The following is a 14,121-nucleotide window of genomic DNA, read 5'->3' as shown; positions in this document are numbered from 1 at the left end:
GAGGCGGCCGCAGACCGGCTTGAGCAGAACGGTCCGCCATCACCTCAATATTCATGTTCGTAGACGATGCCGGCTTCGCCGGCGCCGTCCGAACCCGCCGCACCGCGCAGCTTCACGCCGCGCCCGACATTCAGGTTGATGATCGCCTTGGTGTTGTTGGAGGCGCCCTGCTGCAATTCGATATAGGTGCGTTTGTTCAGATACTTGCCGGCGCCGACCTGAGCCTGGCCGTTTGAATCCGTCGAGATATCCAGATCGTCGACTCCGAGATGACTGCGCAGGCCTTCGAATAGCGAGGTGGAGCGTCCGCCGGCCAGCTGGCTTGCCGCATCGGCGAGCTGGGCGATCTGCATGGCGGATAGTTTCGACATGGATTGGCCGAAGATCAGCTGCGCCAGCACCTCGTCCTGCGGCAGGGCTGGCGACGAGGAAAAGCCGATCTGCGGGTCGGTCGCCAGACCGGTGACATCGACCGTTATGGTGGTGGAGCCTGCCGTCGACGTCGCTTCCATGTTGAGCGCCGGCGTCAGGTCGCCGCCGAAGGTGATCTTGCTGGTATCGGTGAAATCCAGCCGGCGGCTCAAGATGGTCAGACGCCCGCGCCGCATGGTGAAACCGCCGGATACGACGGGTTCTGCTGCCGTGCCGCGCACGGTGATGTTGCCGCCGAGTTCGGCATCGATGCCGCGCCCGCGCACGAACATTTGCGAGGGGGCTTCGAGCTGCAGATCGATGCCGAGGGTGGTCGATTTGCTGCGCGGCGCCTCCGGCTTCTGGTCCTTGAACTGGGCGTTGACCGCAGCCGGTGCATTCTTGTGCTTGATGTTGATCTCCGACAACGATGCCGGCAGCTTCTGCGGCACGGTGATCGACGCCTTGTTGATCCGGAGATTGCCCGTCAGCATCGGCGCGGTCATCAGCGGTCCCTTGACGCCGAGCGTGCCGTTGACGGTCGCGGCGACGAGGGTTCCGTCGACATAGGTGGCATTGTTGAACTTCATCTGGATATCGGCAGGGAAGCCGCTATCCGGGGTAATGCCGATCGTGCCGCTGCCGGAAATGCTGCCGCCGCTGGTGAGATTGCCGCTCAGCCGCGAGATGACGGCCTGCCTGCCGTCGAGCGTGACCGTGACGGCTAGTCCGCTGAGCGTCAGGTTTCGCCGGACGTCGACCAGCTTGGCACCGTCGGTGGTAATCGAGCCTGATATGGCGGGTGCCGCCGTCGTGCCGCCGATCTGCATGTCGATTTTCGCCGTACCCGTCATGACCAGGCCCTGGGCGGCCAGCTGGCCCGCCAAGGCGTCGAACGGCAGATTACCGGCAAATTTCAGCGCCATCGCCTTGTTGCCGGCAATGGCGACGGTGCCGCCGCCATTCAACGCCAGGCCGCTCTGGCCGGTCAGGTTGGTGTTGATGGTCACGACGTTCTCGGCGAATTTGCCGTCGGCCTTGATGCCGAGCGGTGCGAGGCCGGCGGATTTGGTCTGGCTTGTTGCCGCCCCCGACCAATTGGTCTGGAAGACGACGGCGGGCGAAGTCGCCTTGCCGGTGACCGCCACTGTGCCCGAGATGACGCCCTCTGCCGCAAGCGTCGGCGCGAAGACATTGGCGAGGCTCGCAGGCAGGTTGGCAATCTTTGCATTGATGTTCAGGGCTTGCCCGGCGGTGCCGTCGACGGTCACCGAACCGCCACCGGTCTGGAGGGTCAGGCCATTCAGCGAGGCGATGCCGTCCTTGATGATGATCTTTGTCGGTGACGCGAGCTTCACCGGTATCGTGCGTGGTGCGCCTGCAAACGAGTCGAGGTTCACCGTCGTCTGGCCGCCGGCCGTTTCGACGCTGCCGCGTGTCGTCAGCGGTGCGCTGTCATAGGTCGATTTCAGATCGAAATCCGTGCGGCTGCCCTGCTGGGTGAAAGTCAGGTTGAGATCAGCGATGCGGTTGGCGCCGGAGGCGATCGTATCGGCGCGGACGCTGCCATTTGCGGAGAAGGCCTTGAGATCATCGACGGCAAGCGCCACGGCCGGCTTGCTGATGACGAGATCGTCGCGGCGGATGCCGCTGCCGTTGGCATTGACTTTCAGGCCGATCTTGCCGTTGGCGCTGGCGATATCGAGCGAGCCCTTGAGGTCACCCTCGGCCTTCTGTCCGGCAAGTGCGGCCAGCAGGCTAAGATCCGGCAAGTCGAAGGTCAGTGCACCTGTCGGCTCAAAGCTCGGTGAAAGATCCAGCTTGCCCTGCAGCTTGTTGGTACCGATTTCGGCTGCCAGCGATGGAATGCTGGTGCGGCCATCCTTGGAAACAGCGTCAGCAGTGATGCGGATCGGCTTGCCGTCGATCGCACCGCTCGCCTGAACCTTCGCCTGCGGTGCCTTGGGATCGGCAGTGCCGGTCACGTTGAGGTCAAGCGTATCCAGCAACCGTCCCGCGAGCTTGACATTGACGGCCTTGACCGTCGCATCGATGCCGAGCGCGGCGAGCGGTCCCTTGGCCTTGAGGCCGATATCGGCCTGTCCCTGTGCATTCGGGACGAGCTTGGAGAGGTCGAGTACCTTGCCTGATAGATCGGATGTCAGCGACTGGTCGTTGAGCGCGACATTGCCGTTGATCTCGGCGACGTTGGATTTCACGGCAAGATTGGAGAGCGTCATCTTGGTCGGCACCGTGCCGGCGACCTGGCCTTCCAGGGAGATCGTGCCTTCGAATTTGTCCGAGATGCCGTCCGGCAGCACGCCAGGCAGGGCAAAGAGCTTGAAATTGCCCGTCAGCGCCTTTGAAGACAGCGTGTATTTGCCGTTGACGGTGCCGCCGATGCTGGCGCTTTCGAGCGTTGTATTGTTGAAGCCGATCGTGTCGGGAGAGAGCTGCAATGGTGCGGTCAGCGCGATCGGCGCGCGGATGAGACGATTGAGGTCGGGGCTGACGAAAGCCGTCTGGCCGACGACGAGACGAAGCTGCAGCGGGCCGGACATGCCAGTGAGGTTGAAGGCATCGCTGCGGGCGCTGAGGTTGATCTGTCCAATATTGCCCTGAGGCGTGCTGGCGCTGTCGAGCGCGGCCTTGGCGTCGATCTTCACCGACTGGGCTGCGCCGGTGAGCGCGATGTCGACCCGCGAAATCAAGGCGCGGATCTCGCCGTCTTCCATCGGCCAGCGGAAATCGACGGGGCCGGAGGTGCCGATCAGATTGGCATTGAGACTGTTGTTGCCGGCGGGATCAAGGGTGCCCGATGCGGCAAGCACGGCGCTGCCGGTGGCAAGATTGCCGGTCTGGATATCGATCTTGCCCTTGCCGTCGAAGGTCGCCGAGAGATCGATGGTGGTCTGGCCGGCAAAGAGTGCCCGCATGGTCGGTGGCAACAGCGAGTCGACGTCGCCGCCGCCCTTGACGTCGATGTGGTGCAGGCCGTCGGTGGAAAGACTGTGATGGCCGCTGATCGCAACCGTCGGCTTGCCGTCGAGTGCTGCCTGCAGCTTGCCGGCCCAATTGGAGAGGGGGCCGTCACCGGAAAGATCGATATTGACGGCCGGGCCGCCCGGCAGGTGCAGAAGGCCGGCCAGCATGCCGTCGCGCGGTTCTGAAATCTGCGTCTTCAACTTCAGCTGGTTCTCGGCCGGTGCGAAGGCGATATCGGCGGAAAGCTTGGCATCCGGCACATCGTGCCTGGAGGCATTAAGCGTCAAGCCCATGCTGCTGCTGTTTGCCTTGACGCTGCCATCGGCGGCCAGAATGAAATCCTGTCCGGCAACAGCCTGTCCGATGCGCAGGTCAGGCAGGGCGATCTTGTCGATATCGATGGCGATGGGCAGGGAGAAGCCGCTAGAGCTTGCCGGCTGCGTTGCCGGTGCGGGTGCGACCGTCGAAACCGGCAGTCGTTCGAAATCGACGACATCGGCTGCGACACGATCGGCATGGAAGGTGCCGGTCAGCAAAGACAGCGGAGACCAGTCGATGGCAAGGTTCTGCACCTTGGCATAGGGGCCTTTCGTGTCGGATACGGTGATCGAACCAACTCTCAGATTGCCGTTCAACAGCCCGGAGGGCGCGGCGATGGCGATGGTGCGATCCGGCGTAGACGCGATCTTCGCCACCTGATCGACGGCATAGCCGGTTGCGGAGGGTACCAGGCTGACGACGAGCACAGCCGCAACCACGAGCACAAGGATCGCCACGACCGCGTAGGCGATCCAGCGCACCAATCTGCCGAGGATTCGAATCAATATGCTCATGAAAGCGACAGTAACCTCAATTTTGTAACCGTGTGCTGAAACGTCCGCGACAACTATACGGCTTGTCAGAAGGCCTGGCCGATGCCGGCATAGATGCCATAAGATGTGCCGCCGTTATATTTCTTCAACGGCATGGCAACATCGAGCCTGATCGGGCCGAAGGGCGTAGCGTAACGCAGGCCGACGCCAGCGCCAATGCGCAGATCGGAAAAGTCAGGGAAGGCGGTGTCGGTGACGCTGCCCATGTCGACGAAGGGTACGACACCGATCGTGTCGGTGATCTTCACGCGGGCTTCGAAGGAGGCGGTCACGTAGGAGCGTCCGCCCGTTTCGTCACCGTTGGAGTTATAGGGCGAAATCTCCTGATAGCTGTAGCCGCGCACCGAGCCGCCGCCGCCGGCATAGAAGCGCCGAGTGGCGGGAATGTCCTCGATACTGTTTGCGCCCAGCAATGTACCGGCGGAGAGCTTGCCGGCAAAGACGACGTTATTGTTGGCGCCGACGCCCTTGTAGCCGCTGATCGATCCTTCGAAGGAGCTGAAGATCGAGCCGCCCATCGCCTCATAGCTCGGCTTGGCGCTGATCGAGGCGCGGTAGCCTTCGGTCGGGTCCAGCTTGTTGTCGCGCGTGTCGCGAACATATTCGAGCGGGATCGCAATCGTCAGATAGTTATGTTTTCCGAAGGCGTCGGTCGTGTCCGATTCATAAGACACTTCGCCACCGGCAGACACTGTGTCCTGGTCGTTGATTTCATAGGCAAGGCCGCCGCTCGCCGTCACCGTATTGGCGTCGTAAGCGTCAGGATGCAGGCTTTGCATCTTGAGGCCGGCGGTGAAGGTCGCTGACGGATAGAAGGTTGCCGGCCGGACATAGGTAATGCCGGCGGTGTAATCGAGCTGGCCGACATCTGTGGTTTCGCCGATGCGGGATACCGATCCTTCGATGCGCAGCGAATCGGCGCGTCCGGTCAGGTTGCGGTGGCCCCAATAGCCTTGCAGGCCGAAGCCGTCGATGGTGGAATATTGCGCGCCGGCGCCGAAGAAGCGCTGCTTGCCTTCCGAGACCTCGATGGTGGTCGGAATGCTGCCATCCGGCGCCAGCTTATCGGCCTCGCGGATCGTGACGCTGGAGAAGACTCCAAGTTTCCTCAAACGGTCCGACGCCTTCTTCAGCTCGTCGGGCGAATAGGGCTTGCCCTCGTTGATGCGGGCGTAGCGCTTGATGAAATCGGGATCGACGGATTTCTGGCCGGTGACGCCGACATTGCCGAAGGGAGCGACGGGGCCGCTCTCGACCTTCAGCGAGACGTCGACGGTATTGCTCGAATGATCGGCGACGACATCGCGCTTGTCGAGCTTGGCGAGCGGATGGCCCTGGTTCTTGAAGTCGGCGACCATCTTGTCGCCTGCCTTCAGAATGGTCAGAGAGCCAGCATCGCCGCCGCGCACGAGGCCATAATTAGCCGGGTCCAGCCTGGCGGCATCGCCGAGCAAATTGACCTTGCCGAGCTTGAAGACGGGGCCGGGATCGACGCTGATCGTGACGGCAACGGGCTTGTCGCGGCTGAAGGTCGGTGTCGGCGGCAAGGCGTCAAGAGGCGTACCGTTGACGGCGATGGTGACAACGCCGCCATAACGGGCCTTCTCATAAAGCGTCGCGATGAGACGATCCCGATCGTCACGTGCCTTCACGACCACGCCAAGGTCGCCGGATACCGGCTTCTTTTCATCAGAGACCAGCATCGAGCTCTCGCTCAACGCCTCCTTGAGATCCTTGTCGAGATTGTCGGACTTGAAATCCACCGTGTAATGGACTGGATCGGAAACCTGATCCGCCGTTTCGTCCTCACCCCAAAGCCTCATACCGAAGAGCTTGAATGCAAAGGCATTCTGGGCGTACACCGGACCGAGCGCGAGGGCTGCCGCAACCGCTGCCACGGTTCCTGCCTGCCGATACGCAATACTCTTTCTCGGTTCAGTTCTTTTATGCATACGCCGCTTTACGGTTACATGAGAACTTACTCAGTTTGACGTTTCCCGGGAGTTAACGCGCGGCCACCATAGAGGCAAAAGTCTCTCAGGTGTACCGTTTTAGAGTCAAAAACGTGGAAAATGTGCCCACTAAAGGGCAAAACGCCCGCGTTTGCGGCGGCCTCTTGCATATTCGGGCGCTCTGAAAAATGGCCCGTTTGAGTTGTCCGAATGCGTTCGGCAAAGCCCTGCCGGCGGTGGCGTACACCATGCTTCAGAACAAAAGGTCCCGGATCTTGCGATCCGGGACCTTCGAAATCTCGATCGGAGATCGATCAGTAACCGCGATAGCCGCCACGCGGGCAATCGTCGATGTAGCGACGGCCGTAGCGGTCGCGATAGTAGCACTGGCCGGGCTGTTCCTGGACGCTGCCGATGACGGCGCCGGAGACGCCGCCGATTGCGGCGCCGACTGCCGCGCCACGGACGTTGCCGGTGACTGCGCCGCCGATGATCGCGCCGGATGCCGCGCCGATGCCTGCGCCCTGTTCGGTCGGCGTGCAGCTTGCGATAGACAAGCCGACCAATGCGAGCATAAGAACTTTCTTCATTTACTCTCTCCAACGTTAGTTAAGCCGAACCCCGGCCAACGTCGTCCCAATTCTTCAGCTCCACCACGATGGGCTGTCTTTACAGTCCTGCAATGATAGAAAATATCGTGCAAAATATGATTGTCTATTGGTGGGCGTCAGTTTTTTTATTGCTGAATAAAGGCGGCCTCGCGCCTGGAGAATAAAACAGTCCTTTGCGAGCATAAAATCAGCCTCCTCTCTAAAGTAGAGGTTGATTGGATTGCGAAAAAGTCAAATGATGCCCCTTGCCTCTGGAGGAGAGGCGAGGAGGAAAATATGGCAAAAGTGACTTTGACGGTGAACGGCCGTTCGGTCAGCAGCGAGTGCGAGGATCGCACGCTGCTTGTCCATTTCATCAGGGAAAAACTCGGCCTGACCGGAACGCATGTCGGCTGCGATACCAGCCAGTGCGGTGCCTGTGTCGTGCATATGGACGGCAAGTCGGTAAAGAGCTGTTCCATCCTGGCCGTTCAGGCTTCCGGCTCCAAGATCACAACCATCGAGGGTCTGGCCGCCAATGGCGAGCTGCATCCGGTACAGGCTGCCTTCAAGGAACATCATGGCCTGCAATGCGGCTTCTGCACGCCGGGCATGGTGATGACATCGGTCGACATGATCAATCGCCATGGCGGCAAGCTGGACGAGAAGACGGTGCGCAGCGAGCTTGAAGGCAATATCTGTCGATGCACCGGCTATCACAACATCGTCAAGGCAGTGCTTTCAGCCAATGCCGAGATGAATGCCGCGAGCCAAGCGGCCGAATAGAGTTTCACCGAGACCGTCTGGCAGAGCGCCAATGATAGACGTCTTGGCGTGGTGCCGGGCCCGCAACCCCGATGGGAGGATGTGATGGGCGTGGAAGGCATTGGCGCACGCGTGGCGCGCAAGGAAGACAAGCGATTTCTGACGGGCAAGGGGCGCTACACTGACGATATGGTGACGCCGGGAATGAAATACGCCTATTTCGTTCGCAGCCCGCATGCACATGCAAAGATCAAGGGTATCGATGCGTCGGCGGCACTTTCCATGCCCGGCGTGATCGGTGTGCTTGAGGGCAAGCAGCTGCTTGCCGACGGCATCGGCAACCTGATCTGCGGCTGGATGATCCATTCCAGGGATGGGTCGCCGATGAATATGGGCGCCTGGAGACCCCTGGCGGTCGACACCGTCCGCTATGTCGGCGATGCCGTCGCGATCGTCGTTGCCGACAGTCTCGGCGAGGCGCGCGATGCGGCCGAAGCCGTAGAGGTCGACTATGAGGAGCTGCCTGCCGTCGTCGAAGCGGTGGATGCGCTGAAAGCCGGTGCGCCGCAGATCCATCCTGAGGCGGCGAACAATCTGATCTTCGACTGGGAACTTGGCGATGCGGCAGCGACCGACAAGGCGATTGCCGAGGCCGCGCACGTCACCGAAATCGAGATCCACAACAACCGGCTTTCGCCAAATGCCATGGAGCCGCGCGCCACGCTCGGGATCTATGATGCGGCCGAAGACCACTATACCTGCTACACGACCAGCCAGAACCCGCATGTGGCCCGGCTCGTCATGAGCGCCTTCTACAATGTCGCGCCGGAAAACAAGCTACGTGTCATCGCGCCGGATGTCGGCGGCGGCTTCGGTTCGAAGATCTATATCTACCCGGAAGAAATCGTCTGTCTCTGGGCGTCGAAGAAGACCGGCGTGCCGGTCAAGTGGACGGCTGATCGTACGGAAGCCTTCCTCACCGATGCGCATGGCCGCGATCATCTCTCCAAGGTGAAGATGGCGTTCGATGCGCAAAACCGCATGACGGCGCTGAAGGTCGACACGATCGCCAATCTCGGCGCCTATATGTCGCTCTTCTCCTCGGCGGTGCCGACCTATCTCTATGCGACGCTGCTGTCGGGCCAATATGCCATTCCGGCCATCCATGCCAATGTCCGCACGGTTTATACCAACACCGTGCCGGTCGATGCCTATCGTGGAGCCGGGCGGCCGGAGGCGACCTACCTTCTCGAGCGCACGGTGGAAACGGCGGCGCGCGAACTCGGCGTCTCGCCCGCCGAGCTTCGGCGGATCAACTTCATCCGCTCCTTCCCCTACCAGACGCCCGTGATCATGAACTATGACGCCGGCGACTACGAGGCTTCGCTCAACGCCGCCATGCAGCAGGCGGATTGGGCCGGCTTTCCCGCACGCAAGGCAGAGGCCGCCCGCCGCGGCATGAAGCGCGGCATCGGCATGAGTTGCTACATCGAGGCATGCGGCATCGCGCCGTCGCAGGCGGTGGGGTCGCTCGGAGCCGGCGTCGGTCTCTGGGAATCGGCCGAGGTGCGGGTGAACGCGGTCGGAACGATCGAAGTGCTCACCGGTTCGCACAGCCACGGCCAGGGGCATGAGACCACCTTTGCGCAGCTGGTGGCCGACCGGCTCGGCGTGCCGATCGACAGTGTCTCCATCGTCCATGGCGATACTGACAAGGTACAGATGGGCATGGGCACCTATGGTTCCCGTTCGGGCGCCGTCGGCATGTCCGCCGTCGTCAAGGCGCTCGACAAGGTGGAGGCGAAGGCGAAGAAGATCGCCGCGCATCTGATGGAGGCCGACGAAAGCGATATCGTCATCGAGAACGGCGAGGTGAAGGTGGCCGGCACGGACAAGGCGCTGCCCTGGTTCCAGGTGGCGCTCGCCTCCTACACCGCGCACAATCTTCCCGCCGGCATGGAGCCGGGCCTGAAGGAAACCGCCTTCTACGATCCGGCGAACTTCACCTTCCCGGCTGGCTGCTACATCTGCGAGGTCGAAGTGGACCCGGAAACAGGCAAGACCGAGATCGTGCAGTTCGTCGCGGCCGACGACTTCGGCAACATCATCAATCCGATGATCGTCGAGGGACAGGTGCATGGCGGCATCGCGCAGGGTATCGGCCAGGCGCTGCTGGAAGGCGTACATTACGATGAGAGCGGCCAGCTTCTGACGGCGAGCTTCATGGATTACACCATGCCGCGCGCCGATGATCTGCCGTCCTTCCAGCTTTCACACCAGAACACGCCGTGTCCGAACAATCCCCTGGGCATCAAGGGATGCGGCGAGGCAGGCGCCATCGGCTCGCCGCCTGCGCTGATCAACGCCATTACCGATGCTATCGGCAACAACACGCTGACCATGCCCGCCACCCCGCTCAAGGTGTGGGAAGCGGCACGGGCCACGGCCTGAGACGAGAGGAGGAAAAGAGCATGTACGCAACGAATTACCATCGCGCCTCCTCGGTCGACGAAGCCGTCAAGCTTCTGTCGAATGCCGACGAAGGCAAATATGTCTCCGGTGGCATGACGCTGATCGCCACCATGAAACAGCGTCTGGCATCGCCGAGCGATCTCGTCGATCTCAGGCATATCCCTTCGATCAAGGGGATACGTGTCGATGGCCGCCGGGTCACGATCGGGGCGGCGACCACCCATGCGGAAGTTGCCTCCTCGGCGGCGATCCGCGCGGTGTGTCCGGCGCTCTGCGACCTTGCCGGCATGATCGGCGATCCGCATGTGCGGCATATGGGCACGATCGGCGGCTCCGTCGCCAACAATGATCCGGCGGCGGATTATCCATCGGCGATGCTGGCGCTGAATGCCACCATCGTCACCGACCGGCGCCAGATCGCAGCCGACGACTTCTTCCGGGGGCTGTTCGAGACGGCGCTGGAGGAGGCGGAGCTGATTACCTCCATCGCCTTCGACGCGCCGGAAAGGGCTGGCTATGCCAAGTTCCCCAACCCGGCCTCGCGCTATGCGATGGTGGGGGTCTTCGTCGCCAAGGGGGCAGGCGGCGTTCGCGTTGCCGTGACCGGCGCAGGCGCGGACGGTGTGTTCCGCCATTCTGGTCTGGAGCAGGCGTTTGCGGCGAACTGGCTGCCGGATGCGGCTACGAGTGTGACTGTGGACTCATCGACGCTGCTGTCCGATCTGCACGCCACGGCCGAATATCGCGCCAATCTGGTCAAGGTCATGGCCAAGCGCGCCGTCGCCGTGGCCTAGATTCGCCATGAAAAGCCCGGAGCGGTGGGGTTTACCCTCCGCTCCGGAGAGAGTGTTTCCACCACGGTTTCGATTGTCAATTTGATGTGAATGGCTATTCTTGTCTGGAATTGTTCAAAATTAGGGGCCATTTGCCGCAGCGTGGCGTGAAAGCAATGCAGAGGGGTTGACGTGTGAACCGGCATTCTCGAAAACGGTCGCACGGTACTGGAGCAGATGATGGATTTCGAAGCATTTTTTAAGGGCGAGCTGGACGGTCTTCACAATGAGGGTCGTTATCGGGTCTTCGCAGATCTCGAACGCCGCCGTGGCAATTTCCCCCGCGCTACCCGCTACACGCCCAATGGCCCGCAGGAAGTGACCGTCTGGTGCTCCAACGATTATCTCGGCATGGGCCAGCATCCAAAAGTGATCGAGGCGATGAAACAGGCGATCGATCACTGTGGCGCGGGTGCGGGAGGCACCCGGAATATTTCTGGCACCAACCATTACCATGTTCTGCTCGAGCAGGAACTCGCCGATCTCCACGGCAAGGAATCCGCGCTGATCTTCACCTCGGGATATATCTCGAACTGGGCGACGCTCGGCACACTCGGTGCGCGCATTCCCGGCCTCATCATCTTCTCGGATGCGCTGAACCACGCATCGATGATCGAAGGCATTCGCTATGCAAAGTGCGACAAGGTCATCTGGAAGCATAACGACCTGCATGATCTCGAAGCCAAGCTGAAGGCTGCCGATCCGAAGGCGCCGAAGCTGATCGCGTTTGAATCCGTCTATTCCATGGATGGCGATATCGCCCCCATCAAGGAAATCTGCGATCTCGCCGACAAGTACGGTGCGATGACCTATCTCGATGAAGTGCATGCCGTCGGCATGTACGGCCCGCGTGGCGGCGGCATTGCCGAGCGTGAGGGATTGATGGATCGCCTGACCGTCATCGAAGGTACGCTCGGCAAGGCGTTCGGCGTCATGGGCGGTTATATCGCCGCTTCGACTGCGCTCTGCGATTTCATCCGGTCGTTCGCGTCCGGCTTCATCTTCACGACGTCGCTGCCGCCGGCTCTGGCTGCGGGCGCCGTCGCTTCGATCCAGCACCTGAAGGTCAGCCAGTTCGAACGCATGCGCCATCAGGATCGCGTGCGCAGGCTGCGCGTCCAGCTCGATGCGGCCGGCATCCCACACATGCCGAACCCGAGCCACGTCGTGCCTGTGTTGGTCGGTGATGCGGCCAAGTGCAAGTGGATTTCCGATCTGCTGCTCGACGCCGGCGTCTATGTGCAGCCGATCAACTATCCCACCGTGCCGAAGAAGACCGAGCGCCTGCGCATCACGCCGACGCCGCTGCATTCGGATGGCGATATCGAGCAGCTGGTCGGCGCGCTGCACGCGCTCTGGTCGCGCTGCGCGCTCGCAAGGGCTGTCGCTTAAGAGGCGGCTTCCTCTTTCGGTCGCGACTATTTGACTGACGCGGTCTCTGCGAAAATTGAGATATAATTCATTGCGGAAATGGCGGTGCTGCCCATTTCCGCAATTTTTTTGTGCAATGGTTAGCCACGGCTTCCCAAGGCCAGGCGGCAGGCGAGGCCGGCAAAGACCGTCGCCAGCAGATATTGCGGCAGCTTCGGAACACGTTTGATCGCTGAGAGCTGGCCACGGATATGGCTGCCGAGCATGATGACGGAACCGTTCACCAGGAAACCGATGCCATTCAGGATCGTGGCGAGCAACGCCATCTGAACGACCATCGAGCCGCCACGCGGATCGACGAATTGCGGAAACAGCGCGAGCACGAACAAGGCCATCTTCGGGTTCAGGATATTGGTCGCGAGACCCTCGATGAAGATACGCCGGCCCGAGAGCCGTTTCAGCCTGGTCGAGGGTGCGAAGGCGGAGCTCTGCGATCGGAGCGTCTTGACCGCCAGATAGAGCAGATAGGCGCAGCCCGCCCAGCGGACGATCTCATAGGCAATCGGCACGGTCAGGAACAGCCGCGAGAGGCCGAGCGCTGCGGCCATGGCATGACAATAGGTGCCGAGCGCAATGCCGGCATAGGTGAGAAAACCGGCTGAGCGGCCCTGGCTGACGCTGCGCGAGGCAATGAGAAACATGTCGGGACCGGGCGTGGCAGTGAGCACCAGCGCGGCGGCGGCAAAAAGAATGAGTGTGGAGAAGTCCGGCATCGTGATTCCCTTGAAAGTGAGGCCGGAATTCCTCCTTAGCATCATTGTCGGGAATGGCAACACCGGATCAATAGGTAAGAAAATACCTACCTATTGATCTTCTGAAGGCTGACGCTGAAGGCTATTGAAGGACATCGCTGCCGGCGCGGCTGTAACGATCAGGATGATTGCCAGGCCTGCAGCTGGGCGAGGGTGGCGGTGGCGCCGCCGCAGGCGATCATCAGCACGCGCTCGAAGCGCGCCAGGCGATCGGCATGGGCATAGGCGACGGCCAGCGCAGCGCCGCAAGCCGGTTCCACGAGGACACGATGATCGTCGAGGAAGCGCAGACAGGCGTCGACGGCAGCCCGGTCATCGACGACGATACTATCGACCGGCCGGTTTTGGGTAATTTCAAAGGCACGCTCGGCAACCTTTCGGGCGCCAAGCGATGTCGCGATGCTGGTGATGGCGGGCAATTCCACTGGCTTACCGGCCTTCACCGCGGCTGCGAGCGAGGCGGCACCCTCCGTTTCGGCGGCGATGATCGGTATGGTTTGGAGGCCGTTGCGGTCAAGCCCTTCAGAGACGCCGGCCAGCAGCCCGCCGCCGCCGACCGAAAGGATGACGGCATCGAACTGCAAGCCGGCTCTGACGACCTCATCGATCATCGTCGCGTGGCCCGTCCAAAGCAGCGGATCATCGAAGGGGTGGATGAAGGCCGTTTCCGCGTCGACCGCCTGAAGCGCGCGTTCGTTTGCCTCCTGCCAGGATGCGCCGTGCACGAAAACCTCGGCTCCCTCCTGGCGGATCAGCGCCTTTGCCCGATCCGAGGTCGTTTCGGGAACGAAGACCGATACGGGGATCGAAAGGCGACGGCCGGCATAGGCGACCGCGATGCCAGCATTGCCGCCGGAAGAGGAGACGAAACGCCGCTTTCCGTTTCTCGCATGGTGTTCGCAGGCCGCACCGATGCCGCGGATCTTGAAGGAACCGGGCGGCTGGAGCGCATCCATTTTCAACCAGATGGAACGCCCCGATGCCTGGCTGAGCGGGCGGGATTCGAGGAGCGGCGTTTCAAGGTGAAGTGGCATGAATCTGTCCGGAGGCTTTGTCGG

The 14,121-nt window shown here is 61.6% G+C and carries 9 protein-coding genes; 4 read left to right on the top strand and 5 right to left on the bottom strand.

The window, feature by feature from the left end; genetic code table 11:
• Nucleotides 1-44: 44 nt before the first annotated feature.
• From ABOK31_RS14340 to ABOK31_RS14330, 3 genes are all read right to left on the bottom strand, one after another.
• Nucleotides 45-4,229 (bottom strand): translocation/assembly module TamB domain-containing protein, encoded by a 4,185-nt coding sequence (locus ABOK31_RS14340; RefSeq protein ID WP_349956450.1) that lies wholly within the window; start codon nucleotides 4,227-4,229, stop codon nucleotides 45-47.
• A 65-nt stretch (nucleotides 4,230-4,294) separates the two neighbouring features.
• The gene (locus ABOK31_RS14335) at nucleotides 4,295-6,220 is read right to left on the bottom strand and encodes an autotransporter assembly complex family protein (protein WP_349956449.1); all 1,926 of its coding nucleotides are present in this window, start codon (nucleotides 6,218-6,220) and stop codon (nucleotides 4,295-4,297) included.
• Between the two features lie 314 nt (nucleotides 6,221-6,534).
• Entirely contained in the window at nucleotides 6,535-6,810 is a 276-nt protein-coding gene (locus tag ABOK31_RS14330; RefSeq protein ID WP_112804037.1) for a glycine zipper domain-containing protein, read from the bottom strand.
• A gap of 297 nt (nucleotides 6,811-7,107) precedes the next feature.
• Between ABOK31_RS14330 and ABOK31_RS14325 the strand changes: the two genes are divergently transcribed.
• The 4 genes from ABOK31_RS14325 to hemA all read left to right on the top strand — a co-directional run bounded on the left by ABOK31_RS14325 (nucleotide 7,108) and on the right by hemA (nucleotide 12,272).
• Nucleotides 7,108-7,596, top strand: a complete 489-nt coding sequence (locus tag ABOK31_RS14325) for a (2Fe-2S)-binding protein (protein WP_075853722.1) — start codon at nucleotides 7,108-7,110, stop codon at nucleotides 7,594-7,596.
• 84 nt (nucleotides 7,597-7,680) lie between these two features.
• Nucleotides 7,681-10,026, top strand: coding sequence for a xanthine dehydrogenase family protein molybdopterin-binding subunit (locus ABOK31_RS14320; protein ID WP_349956448.1), 2,346 nt, complete (start codon nucleotides 7,681-7,683; stop codon nucleotides 10,024-10,026).
• A gap of 20 nt (nucleotides 10,027-10,046) precedes the next feature.
• Complete coding sequence (locus ABOK31_RS14315) at nucleotides 10,047-10,841, top strand: xanthine dehydrogenase family protein subunit M (protein WP_349956447.1); 795 nt, start codon at nucleotides 10,047-10,049, stop codon at nucleotides 10,839-10,841.
• 219 nt (nucleotides 10,842-11,060) lie between these two features.
• On the top strand, nucleotides 11,061-12,272 hold the full coding sequence (hemA, locus tag ABOK31_RS14310; protein WP_174177935.1) for a 5-aminolevulinate synthase: 1,212 nt from the start codon (nucleotides 11,061-11,063) through the stop codon (nucleotides 12,270-12,272).
• A 119-nt stretch (nucleotides 12,273-12,391) separates the two neighbouring features.
• On the opposite strand, the gene ABOK31_RS14305 is transcribed toward hemA, so the two are convergent.
• Both ABOK31_RS14305 and ABOK31_RS14300 read right to left on the bottom strand, forming a co-directional pair.
• On the bottom strand, nucleotides 12,392-13,024 hold the full coding sequence (locus ABOK31_RS14305) for a LysE family translocator (RefSeq protein WP_349956446.1): 633 nt from the start codon (nucleotides 13,022-13,024) through the stop codon (nucleotides 12,392-12,394).
• Between the two features lie 158 nt (nucleotides 13,025-13,182).
• Entirely contained in the window at nucleotides 13,183-14,097 is a 915-nt protein-coding gene (locus ABOK31_RS14300; protein WP_349956445.1) for a pyridoxal-phosphate dependent enzyme, read from the bottom strand.
• Between the last annotated feature and the right edge of the window lie 24 nt (nucleotides 14,098-14,121).

The organism is Rhizobium sp. ZPR4 (assembly GCF_040215725.1).
GTDB classification, from domain to species: domain Bacteria; phylum Pseudomonadota; class Alphaproteobacteria; order Rhizobiales; family Rhizobiaceae; genus Rhizobium; species Rhizobium rhizogenes_D.
The sequence above is the reverse complement of the archived record's forward strand: the minus strand, read 5'-3'. Positions and strand labels throughout refer to the sequence as shown.